The sequence below is a fragment of the Gammaproteobacteria bacterium genome (genome assembly GCA_013817245.1).
Classification (GTDB): domain Bacteria; phylum Pseudomonadota; class Gammaproteobacteria; order HTCC5015; family HTCC5015; genus JACDDA01.
Genome location: JACDDA010000002.1, coordinates 196,879 through 214,582, shown reverse-complemented (window position 1 = coordinate 214,582; position 17,704 = coordinate 196,879). Strand labels below are relative to the sequence as shown.

At 44.5% G+C, this 17,704-nt stretch carries 15 protein-coding genes and 1 tRNA gene; 6 read left to right on the top strand and 10 right to left on the bottom strand.

What is annotated here, in order from left to right:
- Positions 1–54 precede the first annotated feature (54 nt).
- Complete coding sequence (locus tag H0W44_03850; GenBank protein ID MBA3581567.1) at positions 55–2,106, bottom strand: TonB-dependent receptor; 2,052 nt, start codon at positions 2,104–2,106, stop codon at positions 55–57.
- Between the two features lie 117 nt (positions 2,107–2,223).
- Between H0W44_03850 and H0W44_03845 the strand changes: the two genes are divergently transcribed.
- Together H0W44_03845 and bioD are read left to right on the top strand one after the other, a co-directional pair.
- Positions 2,224–3,405 (top strand): phosphoribosylaminoimidazolesuccinocarboxamide synthase, encoded by a 1,182-nt coding sequence (locus tag H0W44_03845; GenBank protein MBA3581566.1) that lies wholly within the window; start codon positions 2,224–2,226, stop codon positions 3,403–3,405.
- On the top strand, positions 3,398–4,087 hold the full coding sequence (gene bioD / locus H0W44_03840) for a dethiobiotin synthase (protein ID MBA3581565.1): 690 nt from the start codon (positions 3,398–3,400) through the stop codon (positions 4,085–4,087). The genes H0W44_03845 and bioD overlap by 8 nt, the downstream gene beginning before the upstream one ends.
- Here the strand turns inward: bioD and H0W44_03835 are convergent.
- A complete protein-coding gene (locus H0W44_03835; protein MBA3581564.1) occupies positions 4,073–4,657 on the bottom strand; it encodes a DUF479 domain-containing protein in 585 nt (194 codons plus the stop codon). The genes bioD and H0W44_03835 overlap by 15 nt on opposite strands.
- A 113-nt stretch (positions 4,658–4,770) precedes the next feature.
- On the opposite strand from H0W44_03835, the gene H0W44_03830 reads away from it, so the two are divergent.
- Positions 4,771–6,843, top strand: a complete 2,073-nt coding sequence (locus tag H0W44_03830) for a PAS domain S-box protein (GenBank protein ID MBA3581563.1) — start codon at positions 4,771–4,773, stop codon at positions 6,841–6,843.
- A gap of 64 nt (positions 6,844–6,907) precedes the next feature.
- On the opposite strand, the gene H0W44_03825 is transcribed toward H0W44_03830, so the two are convergent.
- The 5 genes from H0W44_03825 to tkt form a co-directional block, all read right to left on the bottom strand.
- Positions 6,908–7,933, bottom strand: coding sequence for a fructose-bisphosphate aldolase class I (locus H0W44_03825; GenBank protein ID MBA3581562.1), 1,026 nt, complete (start codon positions 7,931–7,933; stop codon positions 6,908–6,910).
- A gap of 64 nt (positions 7,934–7,997) precedes the next feature.
- A complete protein-coding gene (gene pyk / locus H0W44_03820; GenBank protein MBA3581561.1) occupies positions 7,998–9,446 on the bottom strand; it encodes a pyruvate kinase in 1,449 nt (482 codons plus the stop codon).
- A gap of 2 nt (positions 9,447–9,448) precedes the next feature.
- Positions 9,449–10,627, bottom strand: coding sequence for a phosphoglycerate kinase (locus H0W44_03815; GenBank protein ID MBA3581560.1), 1,179 nt, complete (start codon positions 10,625–10,627; stop codon positions 9,449–9,451).
- Between the two features lie 75 nt (positions 10,628–10,702).
- Complete coding sequence (gene gap / locus H0W44_03810; GenBank protein ID MBA3581559.1) at positions 10,703–11,716, bottom strand: type I glyceraldehyde-3-phosphate dehydrogenase; 1,014 nt, start codon at positions 11,714–11,716, stop codon at positions 10,703–10,705.
- Between the two features lie 34 nt (positions 11,717–11,750).
- The gene (gene tkt / locus H0W44_03805; GenBank protein ID MBA3581558.1) at positions 11,751–13,748 is read right to left on the bottom strand and encodes a transketolase; all 1,998 of its coding nucleotides are present in this window, start codon (positions 13,746–13,748) and stop codon (positions 11,751–11,753) included.
- Here tkt and H0W44_03800 point away from each other — a divergent pair.
- The 3 genes from H0W44_03800 to H0W44_03790 all read left to right on the top strand — a co-directional run bounded on the left by H0W44_03800 (position 13,747) and on the right by H0W44_03790 (position 16,322).
- Positions 13,747–14,181 carry a hypothetical protein gene (locus H0W44_03800; GenBank protein MBA3581557.1) on the top strand — a complete coding sequence of 145 codons (435 nt, stop codon included), beginning with the start codon at positions 13,747–13,749 and terminating at the stop codon, positions 14,179–14,181. The genes tkt and H0W44_03800 overlap by 2 nt on opposite strands.
- Positions 14,182–14,329: 148 nt before the next feature.
- Positions 14,330–16,180 (top strand): RNA polymerase sigma factor RpoD, encoded by a 1,851-nt coding sequence (gene rpoD / locus H0W44_03795; protein MBA3581556.1) that lies wholly within the window; start codon positions 14,330–14,332, stop codon positions 16,178–16,180.
- Positions 16,181–16,245: 65 nt separating this feature from the next.
- Positions 16,246–16,322 (top strand) — tRNA-Ile (locus tag H0W44_03790).
- A 16-nt stretch (positions 16,323–16,338) separates the two neighbouring features.
- Here H0W44_03790 and H0W44_03785 read toward each other — a convergent pair.
- From H0W44_03785 to H0W44_03775, 3 genes are read right to left on the bottom strand one after another with little or no spacing between them, the layout of a single operon-like run.
- Positions 16,339–16,656 carry a hypothetical protein gene (locus H0W44_03785; GenBank protein MBA3581555.1) on the bottom strand — a complete coding sequence of 106 codons (318 nt, stop codon included), beginning with the start codon at positions 16,654–16,656 and terminating at the stop codon, positions 16,339–16,341.
- Entirely contained in the window at positions 16,649–17,059 is a 411-nt protein-coding gene (locus H0W44_03780; GenBank protein MBA3581554.1) for a phage holin family protein, read from the bottom strand. Before H0W44_03780 ends, H0W44_03785 begins: the two co-directional genes overlap by 8 nt.
- The gene (locus H0W44_03775) at positions 17,060–17,362 is read right to left on the bottom strand and encodes a DUF883 domain-containing protein (GenBank protein MBA3581553.1); all 303 of its coding nucleotides are present in this window, start codon (positions 17,360–17,362) and stop codon (positions 17,060–17,062) included.
- Positions 17,363–17,704: the final 342 nt, after the last annotated feature.

The following is a 17,704-nucleotide window of genomic DNA, read 5'->3' as shown; positions in this document are numbered from 1 at the left end:
TAATTGCACCTTTAGAATGTCATTGTCGGCCGCAAAATATAAAACATTTGGTTTTTAAAATTTCCAATTCAACCCTAATTGCCAATTACGTCCCGGCAACGGACTTTGTGCTTTGATCCAGGAAGTATGACGGCGCACAACTTCATCCGTAAGATTTTCACCGCGCGCATATAAACTCAGTGTTTGCTCACCCAACGCAATATCATAAGCGAGTTTCGCGCCCCACACGGTCGCACTCTGTGTCGGCGTTTCTAATTCAGCAAGCTCATTTTGACGTGCGATGTACATATTTTCTAACACCGCTGACCATGCTTGCACCTGATACAACATCGCCACACCTGCACGCGGAGGCGTCATACGCGGTAAATAACGATCATCGGTAAGACGACCACGCACACGATCAGTAAATACACGCAAATCCCAACCCTCGCCTAATTGTTCGCTCAGCGACCACAACGCTTCTATTTCATAACCTTGAAACGTGGCCGTGTGTTGTTGATATTGAGCCCGCAATAATTCTCCATCACTGGCCAACACACCTTCATCATCCACACGATCCGCAATACCATCGATATCCGTATCGGTGGGCGCTAAATAAAGATAATTTTGTGAACGGCCAGTAAATAACGTGAGCAACAATCGTTGTTGCGTTGTTTGCCAACGTAACCCTATATCCAAATTAGTATAACTTTCAGGTGCAACATCCACATTGGTTGGAACGCACGCATCGGCTATTAAACCGACGGTATACGTCGATGTCGCAATGTGTGCACCACACGCAAATAATTCTTCTGCGGTCGGTGCGCGCTCTGCGTAACCCAATGAAAATGAAAGCGACAACGGCTCTGTCAGCGACCAACGCGCGGCTAAGGAACCATTCAACAAATCAAAATCTTCATTGGCTGTGGTGTTTTCTAAATTAGCCTTTTCCACACGCAATCCCGTTTCCCAGCGCCAATCATTTTGCTGATATTGCGCGATACCAAATAATGCCTGCGATTGGGTAGTGGTGGTTGGAATATAGGCTTCTGCGCCTAACGCAGAAAAATCTTGCTGCTTTAGATCCGTGCCCCAGATCCACTGCATCGCATCATTTATAGATTGCGTGACACCTACGCGTGTTTGCCACTCATCATTTTTAAAGCGCGTGCCAATTTCTTCGCCTTCAAATTCAGTGTGTTTATAACGTGCGGCGGCAACATCTAATTCTATTTTTTTAATAGAACTATCAAATGAATATAGCGCTGCTTTTAATTGAACTCGTTGTTGCCGCATATCAATGCTGGCATCTTCTTCATTAGGCAAACCATACTGTTGAGTTAACTCATTCAGCGCAATGCCCACCTGACTATTTTCACCAAACCAACTCGTGCCTACCGCCACATCTTGACTTTCACTCGCGCTATTGGCGAGCACATCACGCACATTGCCATCTTCATCCGTAATTCCGGCGTCGGTCGGAATAGTATAATCATCCGCATTTTGTTTTTTAGCATCGGCATGTACAGCCCAATTGCCAAAAGCATCATCGACTGCTAACGCAAGCAAAGTACCATTCGCAACCGTGTCACCCCATGCTTGTAATTCACCTGAAAATTGCGCTGGCAACTTATTGGGTAAACGCGCATTCACCACATTCACGACACCACCAATTGCACCGCTGCCATATAACAAGGTCATTGGCCCGCGCAATACTTCTATTTGCACGGCATTATCGGCTTCCATCGCGGGCGCATGATCATCACTCAAGGAAGATAAATCCATGCCCGACATACTATTTTCTAACAACAACACGCGGGGGCCAGCAAAGCCACGAATGATAGGTCTTGAGACAGCCGGGCCAAAATCTGTTGCACTAATACCTGCTTGAGATTCCAAAGTGCTCGCGAGGTTACGCGCCATTTGCGCGCGCAAGATCGCATCATCAAGCACGCTCACCGATTGCGCAGTTTCATCTATAGATAACTTCAGCGGACTCGCAGTAACGGTAACTTCTTCCAAAGATGCGGCCATCACAGACATGGTAATGACTAGCGTTAAAATAACGCTTATAAATTGATACATCAGATAAATCTCCAAATTAAATTCGACAGACAAAGACGACATTCAGGGTCAGTCCTTGCGTATAAAAATATCCAGCCATGGCTGGAAAAATGTCAGAGTTAATTAAGCGGAGGCGGAGCGCGGCTGTGGTAAGCAATGAAGAAGGTGTTGGGAAAATAAATGCTGGTGGTAAAAAGCCACCAGGAAAATAACAAAATTAATATAGAAAGTGCGGTCGACGCTGACCATACACCATTGCCGCTATGCACCGCTGCCACACATAACTGGCAAACGGGCGCTTCCTTACTTAATACATGTTCTTGCGCATGCCACAGCCACAGACTTTGCTCTGCCAAAAGCAGCAGCAAAAAACCGTACAGTAGCTTACGAATCCAGACGTTCATCACCAAATGTTATACCATAGCTGTCAAGTTTTCTGGCACCCCACGCTTAACTATTTTCACCCGAGGAACCTCCGTGTTCGAAAGCCAACTCACTAGTTTGCCGCTGATTAATCGCGGAAAAGTTCGCGATATTTACGATGCCGGCGCTGAACATTTATTGATCGTCACGACTGATCGTATATCGGCTTTTGATGTGATCATGCCTACTCCGATCCCGGGTAAAGGCAAATTGTTAACCGCTATTTCACAATTTTGGTTTGAGCGCACCCGTAATATTATCAGCAATCACTGGATTGATTTACCTTTAGAAACCTATCTGAGCGCTACAGAAATTAACTCGCTTGATGGGCGCGGCATGTTAGTCAAAAAACTTCGACCTTTACCGATTGAAGCGGTTGCGCGTGGTTATATTATTGGATCGGGCTGGAAAGATTATCAACGTCGCGGTCAAATTTGTGGCATCACATTACCTGCTGGTTTGCAGTTAGCCGAACAATTACCCAATGCTTTATTTACGCCCGCTACTAAAGCGGACATTGGCGCGCATGATGAAAATATCAGCTTTGAAAAAACCGTAGAATTAATTGGTCTGCCTTTAGCAGAACGTGTGCGTAATATTACGTTGCAGCTTTATCAAGAAGCCGCACGTTATGCGCGGCAATGCGGCATTATTATCGCAGACACAAAATTTGAATTTGGTTTAGACAATAACGACCAATTAATTCTAATTGATGAAGCACTAACCCCGGACTCTTCGCGTTTTTGGCCTGCTGATGAATATCGTATTGGCATAAGCCCGCCAAGTTTTGACAAACAATTCTTGCGTGATTATTTAGAAACCTTAGATTGGAATAAAGTCGCGCCAGGTCCTGCATTACCGCAAGTGATTGTAGAAAAAACCGCCGCTAAATATGCCGAAGCTTTTCGCCGTTTAACCCAGCCGCCATTACATGGCTAGCGGGGTTTTTATTACTGGCACCGATACGAATGTCGGAAAAACTTTTTTTGGTAGCCGCTTTACGCATTATTTATATAAAGAAGGTATTCACGTCGCGCCGTGTAAACCCATCGAATCGGGTTGCCAGATTAAAAAAGGTTTTTTATTTCCTGCTGATGGCGCAGCGTATGCTGCCGCCATTAATCAAGCCGATGCTTGGCAACACATTACCCCTTTTCGTTATGCGGCAGTAACGTCACCAGCACGCGCAGCAACATTAAGCGCACAAACTTTAAATTTAGCAGACGTATTAAACATTATTCCGCAAGCAGGATTTCGCATTATCGAAGGCGCGGGTGGTTTATGTTCGCCACTGAGTCATGATGCGCTAAATATTGATCTGGCTGTGGCTTTAAATTTTCCATTATTACTTATCGCCAGCGATCGTTTAGGTTGTTTAAATCACTGCTTATTAAGTTTGCGTAGCGCCGCTCAACAACAGCTCAGTGTTGCAGGCATTGTGCTGAATCAAACGCACGCGGCTGACACATCTGGCAATAATGATTTAGATAATGCTGCGGAATTAGCCCAATATACTGATTTACCGATTTGGTCTTTGCCTTATGCAGCAAATCCTAATCACATCAGCGCGGCACAAGAAAATATTTTTGCGGCCGTCTGGCAACGTTTAACGGCTTGCTAACCATTGATCCGAAACGCGCATTAAATCGGGATAAAACAACTGGAAATGGTTTTCTAATTTATCGTAATGCTGCATAATTTCTTCAGTTGATCCTATTAACGGCACTGGCCGACTAAATCGCGACGCTAATCCTTGAAACACCATTTCCAAATTTTCTAAATAATAATAACTTCCCAACAAATCCATTTGTTGCATGCGTCTTACTACACGCCGCATAGGTGCTGGGTAACGGCTTTCACCGCTCGCTAATATTTTATAGCTTTTGGCAATAAATACATTTAACGCTTGCGCATAATAATTTTCAAAATTTTTAGCGAGAAAATGATCAAAAACAATATCCAAAATAATGCCTGCAAAACGCCGGCGCAGAGGAGAAAAATATTGTTTCGCCGCTAAAACCTGTGCATGCTGATCGGTAAAACTATCTACCATGCGGTGATGCAGCGCGCCCAACATCCATGGATCTATTGGCGCTTCAGGCAAACGACCGCGCAGATAATCAGCCAACAAACCGCCAGGCATGCGTTCAGGATAAGCTTGCAATAAACTTAAATGTGCAAGGTAGTTCACGGTTAATCGGCTAAATCAGTGGGCATATAGCATTATTGCCGACTCGCTGATTAATTTATACTAAACTTGCTGCTACTTTCCTTGGCGTCGCTAAAGAATACGGATATTCCAACATGGTTGCGCCTAACAATAATTCCAATAATCCACCCTCTACTCCATTAGCCAATAGCGTGCACGAAACCAATCATGCGGCCGATTATAGTACGCGCATTTTGCAAGCACTCACCAATGCCACGCAATTGTTATTACGCAGCAACACCTGGGAAACCGTCACTAATGATGTGTTAGCGCTCATTGGCCAAGCGGTGGATGTCGCCAAAGTCACGGTGTTTGAAAATATTAGCGCAACTGGCGATGATGTTTTAGCCGCACCCCGATTTTTTTGGGCGATAGAAGAGCATAAGGCCGCCTTAAAAAATTTAATGGAGCAACAAAATGCGGTGTTTTCCCATCACCAACATGGTTTACAACGTTGGCAAAATATTTTGCAGACAGGCGAACCCGTGTATGGCGCCATTGATGATTTCCCACTAGCAGAACAAGATTTTTTACGCATTCAAAACACCACCTGCGTCGCTCTTATTCCTATTTTTGTTAAAGGCCGTTGGTGGGGTAGTTTAGGCATGGAAGAAACGCGCTTTGCGCGCCATTGGACTGTGCAAGATATTGATATGTTACGCGCGATCGCTTCTTATTTTGGCACCGTTATCGAAAGCAAAATGGCCGAAGCCGCTTTGCGCAGTAGTGAAGCGCGTTACCGTTATTTAGTCGACACCGCCCGCGATTTAATCTGGTCAACTGATACCGAAGGACGCTGGCGTTTTTTAAATCCTGCAGCCAGTGAAATCTTTGGTTATTCACTAAATGACATGCTGGGTCGCTCAGTTTTAGACTTTATCCCGAGCTCGCATCATTACTTAGGTAAAAAATTACTCCGTGAATTAGCGACTGGGCAACAAATTGGTCAGCACGAATTATTTTTTAAGCGCGCCGATAATAAAATTATTACTTTAATATTTAATGCCATTCCTAGTTACACCGAACAAGGTGATTTAACGCATTTCACCGGCACGGCAACTGACATCACGCCGCTTAAAAATACTGAACAAGCGTTGCGCGAAAGTGAACAACGTTTTCAAATCGTGGCGCGTGCAACCAATGACGCTATATGGGACTGGGATCTGATCACTAATCAAGTCTGGATGAATACTGGCGCCGAACTTATGTTCGGTTATAGCAGCGAAGAAATTGGCCCTGTGGCCAAATGGTGGCTGGATAATACGCACCCCGTCGATAAAAAACGTATTCTGGATGATATTCACCAACTGACTCAACGCGGTCATAACTTTTGGTCGGCAGAATATCGTTTTCGTTATGGCAATGGTTCTTATGCCATCGTTTTTGATCGTGGCTATATTATTTATGATGACAATAAAAAAGCCATCCGCATGATAGGTTCGATGCAAGATATTACCGAACAAAAACGCAATGAAAAACATTTACGTGATTCGCGCGAGCGCCTGCGTAATCTTGCAACCCGCTTACAGCAAGTTCGCGAAGAAGAGCGTGAAATGATTGCGCGCGAATTACACGACGAATTCGCACAAATATTAACCGCTTTAAAATTGGATTTGCAGTGGATTCAAAAACGCATACCGGCTGAACAAACGACATTATTAGAACGCACTGATGCCATGGGTGAGATGATCGAATCAACTATGGAACGGGTGTGGCGGGTGGCGACCGAACTACGTCCAAAATTGCTGGATGATCTTGGTTTATCCGCTGCCATTAAATGGCAACTTCAACAATTCAGTGAACGCACAGGCTGCGATTATTCCTCACATGTTGACATTGATGAAGCCGGCTTAGAGCGCGGCATTCAACTCGCGGTGTTTCGTATTTTTCAAGAATCACTGACTAATATTGTGCGGCACGCACACGCTAATAATGTTTTTGTGCGGCTAACGTTGGTCGCAGATGAAGTTACGTTAGAAATTCAAGATAACGGTAAAGGCATTAGCGAAGAAAAAATATATCACGTCGAATCTCTTGGCTTAATTGGTATGCGCGAACGCGCAGGTGTATTTGGTGGCCGAGTTATCATTCAACCCTTGGCCGATCGTGGCACTCAAATTACATTACAAATTCCTAAACGTATAACGCAATTCCCTGCCATTGATTAATTAATACGCGGGCATAAAAAAGGGCGCTTGCTGCGCCCTTTTTTATTCTATAACGTAATAACAATCACGCCGCTTTTTCTAAACTCGTATCATACTTACCTTGTGCAGCTAAAGAATTCATTTTAGCGCGGTGATAAAGCACTTTTTGTGCAGCATCAACATTGGTTGCTTGACCTTTCCATGCATCCATAGCCGCTTGATGTAATGCACGGCCATAAGAAAACGTTAAATGCCACGGCAAAGACACACCTAAATTATGCATTAAACTTAAATGGTGCGCCGCTTCAGCATCTGTTTGGCCGCCGGATAAAAATGCAATGCCAGGAACAGCAGCAGGTGTTGTATTTAATAAGCAACGAATAGTTTCACTAGCAACTGTTTTTGGATCCGCACGATTTTTTGCTGACTTACCGGAAATAACCATCGAAGGTTTTAAGATGATGCCTTCTAACGCGACGTTCTGCGCTTTTAATTGTGCGAATAAAAAACGTTGTGCTAATTCTGTAACTTCATAACTGCGTGCAATATCATGATCACCATCAATTAATACTTCGGGTTCCACAATCGGCACAATATTAGCTTCTTGGCATAACGATGCGTAACGCGCTAAGGCATGCGCATTCGCTTCTAAGCAAGCGGTGCTCGGAATATTCGCACCAATCGTAATAACGGCACGCCATTTTGAAAAACGTGCGCCCAAAGCATAATATTCCGCCAAACGTTCACGCAGACCATCTAAGCCTTCGGTAATAATTTCATTAGGGTGACCCGCCATATTTTTAGCGCCGGCATCCACTTTGATGCCAGGAACAATGCCGTTATCGGCTAAATATTTTGCAAACGGTACATTGCCTTTCAAGGTGGATTGACGAATAGTTTCATCAAATAAAATCACGCCACCAATGTAATCAGATAATTTTGGCGTGGTTAATAAACAATCACGATACTCACGACGTTTTTCTTCAGTCGTTTGAATATCTAATTTTTCAAATCGCTTGTTGCAAGTACCATGGCTTTCATCTGCGGCCAAAATACCTTTGCCGCCGGCAACCATTGCTTGCGCGGTTTTTTTCAGTGCTTCTAAGTTCATCGCCGTACTCTCCAGTGTGTTACTTTTATTTCATTTTTACTTAAACGAATGTATTTTCAATTTTTTATAAACTGCCGGGTTCCAGCAATTTACCGACTTCGACAATTTTCAACGCGTTCGTACCCCCGTGCACGCCCATCAAATCGCCTTTAGTAATAATAACTTTGTCGCCATCAACTACCGCATTTTCCGCTTGCAACAAATCGATGGTCGCTTTATTCGCGTGCGCATGATCGGTAAAAAACCCGGTTAACTTTAGCGGATGCACACCTTTATACAACGCCATTTTGCCCATGGTTTGGTCATGGCGTGTTAACGCAAAAATTGGGATTTCTGAACTAATTCGTGACATTGCTAATGCAGTAGAACCCGATTCAGTTAAAGCTGCAATCGCTGTTACGCCTAAATGATTGGCAGCGTACATGGTTGCCATCGCGATGGTTTCATCGATGCGTTCAAAATGCGTATTAATGCGATGCGTAGACTGTTTAACCACGGTCTCACGTTCGGCACGAAAACAAATTCGATCTACTGCCTGCACCACTTTAACTGGGTAATCACCCGTCGCGGTTTCCGCCGATAACATTACCGCATCGGTGCCATCTAATACGGCATTAGCCACATCAAATACTTCTGCGCGCGTAGGAATTTGACTATGAATCATTGACTCCATCATTTGCGTAGCAGTGATGACTACTTTGTTGCGTTCGCGTGCTTGGGCAATTAAACGTTTTTGCACAGCAGGTAATTCGGCATCGCCTATTTCTACGCCTAAATCACCACGCGCCACCATAATGCCGTCACTCGCATCAATAATGGTTTCAATAACAAGTAACGCTTCAGTGCGTTCTATTTTAGCGATGATGCCCGCAGTACAACCTAAGGCTAATAAACGCTGACGCGCTTCTTGTACATCTTGTGCATTGCGCACGAATGAAATCGCTACGTAATCCGCCGCCATATCAGCAACGATAGCCATGTCATGAATATCTTTTTCCGTTAACGCCGGTGCAGATAAACCACCACCGCGTAAATTAATGCCTTTGTGATCCGAAACCTCGCCGCCCATTGCAACAATGGTATGCACTGCAGTACCGACTACTTTCATTACTTGTAATTCAATGCGTCCGTCGTCTACTAATAAAAAATTTCCTGGCTTTACATCTTGATGCAATTCTTTGTAAGCAACGCCCACCCGACTTGCGTCGCCGGCATGCACAGGATGCTGTGTATCAATAACAAATTCTGCGCCTTCAACTAGCTGTGCAACCCCGCCTTGAAAACATTCCAAACGAATTTTAGGACCTTGCAAATCAACCAAGATGCCCACGGGACGATGCAATGATTGCGCGGCTTGCCGCACCCACTCGGCGCGTTGCAAATGATCTTTAGCAGAGCCATGCGAAAAATTTAGCCGTACTACATCAACACCGGCCGCTAATAATTCACGAATCGCAGCTTGCGAATTCGTCGCGGGCCCTAGTGTTGCAACAATTTTAGTACGACGGCGCATAATTATCCTTTTGCTCTTATTTCCAAAATTTCTACTGCGGGCAATATTTTGCCTTCCAAAAATTCAATGAAAGCACCGCCGCCGGTTGAGATATATGAAATGCTATCGGCAATACCATATTTATCAATCGCGGCCAAAGTATCGCCGCCGCCCGCGATTGAAAACGCATCAGACTCTGCAATGGCTTCAGCAATTAGTTTAGTGCCCGCACCAAACTGATCAAACTCAAATACACCCACGGGACCATTCCATACGATAGTGCCTGCGCTACTTAACATTTCCGCTATCGCACTTGCAGTTTGTGGGCCTATATCAAAAATCATATCGTCGACTTCTAATTTACCGACAATTTTTAAAGTCGCTTCAGCGTCTGCTGCAAAACGTTTACCGCATACCACATCAAAAGGAACGGGTATATCGCATTTATTCACTTTCGCGCCATCAATTAATTGTTTTGCGGTATCTAACAAATCGGCTTCATATAAAGATTTTCCAACCGAGTAACCCGCGGCCGCAATAAAAGTATTCGCAATCCCGCCGCCGACAATAAGCTGGTCCACTTTATGTGACAACGATTCTAATACTGTTAACTTGGTAGACACTTTTGAACCACCAACAATCGCAATCAACGGTCGTTTAGGATTGGCGAGTGCACGCTCTAATGCTTCTAGTTCACCGGCTAATAAAGGACCTGCACATGCAGTCGGCGCATATTTTGCGACGCCGTGCGTCGATGCTTGCGCACGATGCGCGGTGCCAAATGCATCCATGACATAAATATCACATAAGGCTGCCATTTTTTTTGCGAGCGCATCATCATTTTTATTTTCGCCAACTAAAAAACGTACGTTTTCCGCAATGGTTACTGTGCCGGCTTTTAATTCAACGCCATCAATCCAGTCAGCGGCAAAATTAACTTCGCAATCCAATAAACCGCGTAAATGATCCGCGACCGGTTTTAAAGAATATTGGCTATCGTATTCACCTTCCGTAGGTCGACCCAAATGCGATAACACTAAAACTTTTGCGCCCGCCGCAACGGCTGCTTGCAACGTCGGCAAGCTTGCGCGAATTCGCGCATCCGACGTTACGCGACCTTCACTGATGGGTACATTTAAATCTTGCCGAATCAACAAACGTTTACCGGCTAAAGATAGATCTAACATTTTCAAAGTAGTCATGCGGCTAACTCAGTAACAACATTTTTCAAAACCCAAAACGAACAAGCCCCGCCAGAATGGCGGGGCTTGAAAAACTTACTTGGCGTTCATCAAAGCAATAGTGGTATCCAACATGCGGTTGGAGAAACCCCATTCATTGTCATACCACGATAATACTTTTACTAACCGCTTATCCATAACTTTAGTCAACGCGGCGTCATAACTAGATGATGCTGGGTTGTGATTAAAATCCACGGACACTAAAGGTGCTTCACAATAATCTAAGACGCCTTTTAATTCGCCTTTTGATGCTTCTAATAAAATTTTATTAATTTCATCAACGCTGGTGTCACGCTTAGCAATAAAACTTAAGTCAACAATCGACACGTTAATGGTAGGCACACGCATCGCGAAACCATCTAACTTGCCCGCTAATTCTGGCAATACCAAGCCCACCGCTTTTGCCGCGCCGGTACTGGTAGGAATCATCGACATAGTGGCAGAACGTGCGCGCCGCAAATCGGAGTGATACACATCGGTTAATACTTGATCATTGGTGTAAGCGTGAATGGTTGTCATCACGCCGCTTTCAACACCAATTTTATCATTCAACGGTTTAACTAAAGGCGCTAAACAATTAGTGGTGCATGATGCGTTCGAAATAACCGTATCGCTGGCTTTTAAGGTTTTATGATTAACGCCATACACAATCGTGGCATCAACATCATTACCACCTGGCGCAGAAATAATAACTTTTTTCGCACCGCCTTTTAAATGCGCGCTGGCTTTTTCTTTGCTGGTAAATAAACCGGTGCATTCTAAAACTACATCAACGCCTAATTCACCCCACGGTAATTTAGCGGGATCGCGTTCCGCGAAAACACGAATGCGATCACCATTGATGATTAAATAATCGCCATCGACTTTTACGTCGCCAGGAAAACGGCCATGCGCAGTGTCATAACGTGTTAAATGAGCATTGGTTTCAGCATTGCCTAAATCATTAATGCCAACCACTTGAATTTGTTGTGTGCGATTTGCTTCATAAAGGGCACGCAACACATTGCGACCAATACGACCATAACCATTAATAGCGACTTTAATAGACATTGCTGCAACTCTCCTTTAAAAATTCGGTGTTTTATTACTTTAATAATTTTGCTACGGCGTTTTGTACAGCTTCAACGGTGACGCCTAATTCTGTATAGATAGCTTTAGCCGGTGCAGACAAACCAAATCGATCGATACCAATAACGTCGCCATCTAAACCAACATATTTACGCCAATAATGAGTAACACCGGCTTCTACCGCCACGCGTGCACGAATGGTTAATGGCAAGACGCTGTCACGATAACTCGCAGATTGTGTATCGAATAATTCTGGATTCGGCATCGAGACTACGCGCACCTGTTGACCTTGTGCATTTAATGCTTGTGCTGCTGCAACCGCTAATTCAACTTCTGAACCCGTTGCAATAATAATGGCTTGTGGTGCAGCACTGGGTTCCAACAACACATAAGCGCCGCGTGCGATGTTAGCAATTTGTTCTGCGCTGCGAATTTGATGCGCTAAACCTTGGCGCGATAACGCTAAACACGTCGGGCCAGTACTACGTTCAACCGCATGTTGCCACGCAACCGCCGTTTCTACTGCATCACAAGGACGCCATAAAGACATATTGGGGATATAACGTAATGATGCGATGTGTTCAATCGGTTGATGCGTAGGGCCATCTTCACCTAATCCAATAGAGTCATGCGTTAATACATGAATCGTACGAATCCCCATCAAGGCGGACATGCGCAAAGCATTACGCGCATAATCTGAAAATACTAAAAACGTACCGTCATAAGGAATAAAACCGCCATGCAAGGCAATGCCATTCGCAATCGCCACCATGCCGAATTCACGTACGCCATAATGAATATAATTACCGCTAGCATCTTCAGCGGTTATCGCTTTAGAACCAGACCACGCAGTTAAATTTGAACCGGTTAAATCAGCCGAACCACCGACTAACTCAGGTAACAAAGCACCGATGCCACCTAAAACTATTTGTGATGATTTTCGAGTTGCATCATTTTTTGCAGCCGTAACGGTTTGTTGCACCAATGCATTAACTTTTTCTGCCCAATGTGACGGTAACTCACCTTGGATACGGCGTTTTAATTCAATCGCTAAATCAGGATGTTCTGCGTGATAGTCATCAAACAAGGCTTGCCATTCTGCTTCTTGTTGTTTGCCGCGCTCCACCGCCGACCACGCGGCATAAACGTCATCAGCAACTACAAACGGTTCGTGTGACCATTCTAAAAATGTACGACTGAAATTAATTTCATCCGCACCCAGCGGCGCACCATGACATTCTTCTTTACCTTGTTTATTCGGCGCGCCCCAACCAATAATCGTTTTACAACAAATCAAACTAGGTTTATCACTAACAGCACGCGCCTGTTCTACTGCTGCACTAATCGCTGCCGCATCATGACCATCAACGCCGCGCACGACATGCCAACCATAACTTTCAAAACGTGTTGCAGTATCGTCGGTAAACCAACCTTCTACTTCACCATCAATTGAAATGCCATTGTCATCATAAAATGCGATCAACTTACCTAAGCGCCAAGTCCCTGCAAGCGCACACGCTTCATGCGAAATACCTTCCATCAAACAACCGTCACCTAAAAAGGTGTAGGTGTAATGATCAATAATTTCAAATTCATCGCGATTAAATTGAGCCGCCAACATTTTTTCAGCCAACGCCATGCCCACCGCATTACTTAATCCTTGGCCTAAAGGTCCAGTGGTGGTTTCAATACCGGGCGCTTCACGATATTCAGGGTGGCCTGCAGTTTTTGCGTGTAACTGACGGAAATTTTTTAAGTCATCAATAGAAAGCGCATAACCGGTCAGATGCAATAACGAATAAATCAGCATCGAACCATGGCCGTTGGATAACACGAAACGATCTCTATTCCACCAATTTGGATTGCGCGGATTGTGTTTCAAGTATTGATTCCACAACACTTCGGCAATATCTGCCATACCCATGGGCGCACCCGGATGGCCAGAATTCGCTTTCTGCACAGCGTCCATACTAAGAGCACGAATCGCATTAGCGAGGGTTCGGCGAGTGGGCATGAAAAACTCCAACAAGATCGATCAATTGAAAAAAATGTACGCCTGCGCCCCATCATTTCAGGCCAATAAGCAGCGGCAAACTGCCTCAATATTTATCTCCGTCCATTTATCCGGCGCGGCCATCGTATTCGGGGATGGCGCGAGCAAGTACCACGACTTACAGATAAACAACGGGAATTGCCAGCCGGCAACGGGGCGCAATTTTCGCTTAGATGGGCGGTGGCCGCAAGCTGAACTACGTATTTCAGCCGAATACCCCAATGAAATTTCTAAGCTGTCGGCTCCGCCTTCCCCTCACCCATATATATGGTGTAACGCCAAAGCCGGTTTTATATCCCCCCAAACCACCTTCGGCTGGTGGATATGCGAGGAAAATGCTTTTAAATTAAAAGTATTTCACTTTCTACCTTGCATACTGCGAAATAACGTCTAAATAGATGTCTCACAAACAGCATGCGCACATTCAGCCCATGCGATCTGTTGAAAAACACCAGAACTTCGCGCCGTCATCCGAATCCTTATGTGCTTCGGAAGGCCGCTTTAACCCCGCGCTTTTGCGCGCCACCCGCAGGTATATCTAAATGAGTGAAGCCGCTGCCGCCAAGCAACAACAACAGTCCCAAATCAAGGAACTGATCGCCAAAGGCAAAGAACAAGGTTACCTGACCTATGCTGAAGTAAACGATCATCTACCGGATGATTTGGTCAATACCGATCAAGTAGAAGACATCATCAGCATGATTAACGACATGGGCATTCGCGTGCTCGAATCTGCGCCTGATGCCGATAGCTTGTTGTTATCCGACTCTACCGCCACCGACGATGACGCAGCTGAAGAAGCTGCCGCTGCCTTAGCTACTGTTGATAGTGAATTTGGCCGTACCACCGATCCTGTTCGTATGTATATGCGCGAAATGGGCACCGTCGAATTATTAACGCGTGAAGGCGAAATTGAAATTGCCAAACGGATCGAAGACGGCTTGCAACAAGTATTAAATGCCTTGGCCATTTTCCCTGAATCCATCAACAGCTTATTGACCTCGTATGATAAATATCTCACGGGTGAAGGTCGTTTAAACGAACTCGTCACGGGGTTTATCGACCCCAATCAAGACACCGTTACTGTGCCTGAACCTATCGATCTGGAAGCGGCTAACGACGATGCGGTGGTATTAGCGCCCGAAATCGAAGACGAAGAAGGTGAAGAAACCGCAGTAGTCGATACTGGCCCCGATCCTGAAGAAGTCGCAGCCCGTATGGATGCGTTGCGTGCGCTGTATGCTAAAGCCACCAAACGTCGTAGCAAACTTTTATCTACCGACAGCAAACCTTTTCAAGAAATGGCAGCGGCTTTTTTAGAGTTCCGTTTCGCTCCCGTATTTGTTGAACGTTTAGTCGGTGATTTACGCACCGCCGTTGGCCGTATTCGTAACAACGAACGCGAAATCATGGCAGTGTGTGTGCGCGACTCTGGCATGCCGCGCAAAACCTTCATCGAAAGCTTTCCTCAAAATGAAACCAATCCAGACTGGGTGACAAATCATTGCGGCGGTAAAACCAAATTCGCTGAAGCATTACAAAAAAATGCGCGCGTCATTGAAGACTTACAAGCCAAATTAATTGCTATCGAAGAAGAAAGCGGTTTACTGATTACCGATATCAAAGAAATTAATCGTAAAATTTCTATCGGCGAAGCGAAAGCCCGTCGCGCTAAAAAAGAAATGGTGGAAGCTAATTTACGTTTGGTTATTTCAATTGCGAAAAAATATACCAATCGTGGTTTGCAATTCCTCGACTTGATTCAAGAAGGCAATATCGGTTTGATGAAAGCCGTCGATAAATTTGAATATCGTCGCGGTTATAAATTTTCAACCTATGCAACCTGGTGGATTCGTCAAGCCATTACTCGTTCTATTGCCGATCAAGCACGCACTATTCGTATTCCAGTGCACATGATTGAAACGATTAATAAATTAAATCGTATTTCTCGCCAAGTACTACAGGAACAAGGCCGCGAAGCAACACCAGAAGAGTTGGCTGAACGCATGGAAATGCCGGAAGACAAAATTCGCAAAGTATTAAAAATTGCTAAAGAACCTATTTCAATGGAAACCCCAATTGGTGACGATGAAGACTCTCACTTAGGTGATTTTATTGAAGACAGCAATGTTGTATCGCCTATTGAAGCGGCATTAAACGATGGTTTAGCCGAAGCAACACGCGATGTTTTGTCAGGCTTAACGCCTCGCGAAGCAAAAGTATTGCGTATGCGTTTTGGTATCGACATGAATACCGATCACACCTTAGAAGAAGTCGGCAAACAATTTGATGTAACCCGTGAACGGATTCGTCAAATCGAAGCTAAAGCATTGCGTAAATTGCGTCATCCTTCTCGCTCAGAACTATTACGTAGCTTCCTCGACAACGAATAATCCGTTATTCTTCGCACCCGATACAGGCCTCCTGTATCGGGTATTTTTATGTCCATTAATTTCTCGGGCCCTTAGCTCAGTTGGTTAGAGCAGTCGACTCATAATCGATAGGTCGTAGGTTCAAGTCCTACAGGGCCCACCATTTTTTAGTCACTGATTTATGCTGATTCAGCACTCTCTGCTGGCTTCCCGGCTTTTATACGATTCATCGCAAATTGCACGAATCTCATTAACACTAATCCCTGGCTCGCTAATTTCAAAACGGCGCCTAATTGGCCATTACCAGCAATCGCGCCCAACACCGTTATTATCGTTGATAAAACCGAACCGCTTTGCCAAATACCCGTAGGAGTAGCATTGCCGCCAATACTCGTTCGCACTTCAATCCACGCTTGTTGTAATTGCAAGCGATGCACATCAGAACGCATGGTTAATAATGTTTTGCGCAACGCTAATTGTTTAAGTGTTTTATTCATCAACTGAATCTTGTGCACGAGCAGCAAACATAGTTATATCTTTTTCAAATTCGCCCATCGTCATAGCAAAAGCGCGGGGGCTATTCTGCCATTGGCAACGCATTATCCATAAGGCCAACAAACCAATGCTCGCATAGATCAACGTCATGCTGATAATCGCCCACAAACGATAGGTGTCCCAAAATAACGCCAGCACAAAAATAGTAATAAGCAAAACGGTTATGCCCAAAAATACTACCGCAATTACTAGCAGCAATAAGGTTTGGTGTGCACGTATTTTTTCTTCTTGCAGCTCTACGGAAAACAATTCAATGCGGGTTCGCACCAATCCCAGAAAACCAGCCAAAAAATGTGGCCACGCTGTGCTGGGATTATTTTGCGCATCTACCGGTGACGAACTCATTTAGCGACGACTCAACAATACGCCTAACAGCACGCCAAGCCCTGCTGCTATACCGATACTCTTCCAAGGATTTTCATGCACATATTCATCGGTTTCTTGCGCAACAAATTTAGCTTTGGCAACAACAGCTGCTTCTAAAGTTGCGAGTTTTCCTTTCGCAAGCTCCAAGGTTTCTGCGGCTTGCGCAGCAAATTCTTGATTCGAATATGCATCGCTCACTGCTTTCAGCATATTATCAATCTCAACAACTGCGCTATCGAGCTTATCTAATAGACTGTTTGAATGAGTATCTTTTACAGACATAACAATACGTTCCGTTATCTATACTGATAATTTTTTAATTAAAATTAGCTATTCTTTTTTTCTTTTTTCAAGGTGCGTTTTTCTTTCAAGCTTAACTTTGGTTCTTTCTTGTCTTTTTCTTTCTTAACGTCTTTGCCTTTACTCATCGCCAGATCCTCTTATGGGTTAAATATTAGAACTAGAATAATGCATAAAACTGCAATTTTCTATCTTTTTGCAAGACCGGCGAAATCTTATAAATAATCGCTATTCAATTTCATTCCATCCCACGCCTTTTAAGCGCAAACACGCCGCTAAAGACCTATGCCACCATGCCGATGGCTATAAGACGGTCATTATCTT

Excerpts from the sequence above, each read along its gene's own strand:
- bioD (MBA3581565.1), top strand. The coding sequence starts at position 3,398 with ATGGCTAGCGGGGTTTTTATTACTGGCACCGATACGAATGTCGGAAAA.
- H0W44_03785 (MBA3581555.1), bottom strand. The coding sequence starts at position 16,656 with ATGAATAAAACACTTAAACAATTAGCGTTGCGCAAAACATTATTAACC.
- tkt (MBA3581558.1), bottom strand. The coding sequence starts at position 13,748 with ATGCCCACTCGCCGAACCCTCGCTAATGCGATTCGTGCTCTTAGTATG.
- gap (MBA3581559.1), bottom strand. The coding sequence starts at position 11,716 with ATGTCTATTAAAGTCGCTATTAATGGTTATGGTCGTATTGGTCGCAAT.
- rpoD (MBA3581556.1), top strand. The coding sequence starts at position 14,330 with ATGAGTGAAGCCGCTGCCGCCAAGCAACAACAACAGTCCCAAATCAAG.
- H0W44_03850 (MBA3581567.1), bottom strand. The coding sequence starts at position 2,106 with ATGTCGTCTTTGTCTGTCGAATTTAATTTGGAGATTTATCTGATGTAT.
- H0W44_03800 (MBA3581557.1), top strand. The coding sequence starts at position 13,747 with ATGAAAAACTCCAACAAGATCGATCAATTGAAAAAAATGTACGCCTGC.
- H0W44_03815 (MBA3581560.1), bottom strand. The coding sequence starts at position 10,627 with ATGACTACTTTGAAAATGTTAGATCTATCTTTAGCCGGTAAACGTTTG.
- H0W44_03825 (MBA3581562.1), bottom strand. The coding sequence starts at position 7,933 with ATGAACTTAGAAGCACTGAAAAAAACCGCGCAAGCAATGGTTGCCGGC.
- H0W44_03830 (MBA3581563.1), top strand. The coding sequence starts at position 4,771 with ATGGTTGCGCCTAACAATAATTCCAATAATCCACCCTCTACTCCATTA.
- H0W44_03780 (MBA3581554.1), bottom strand. The coding sequence starts at position 17,059 with ATGAGTTCGTCACCGGTAGATGCGCAAAATAATCCCAGCACAGCGTGG.
- pyk (MBA3581561.1), bottom strand. The coding sequence starts at position 9,446 with ATGCGCCGTCGTACTAAAATTGTTGCAACACTAGGGCCCGCGACGAAT.
- H0W44_03775 (MBA3581553.1), bottom strand. The coding sequence starts at position 17,362 with ATGTCTGTAAAAGATACTCATTCAAACAGTCTATTAGATAAGCTCGAT.
- H0W44_03845 (MBA3581566.1), top strand. The coding sequence starts at position 2,224 with ATGCTGGTGGTAAAAAGCCACCAGGAAAATAACAAAATTAATATAGAA.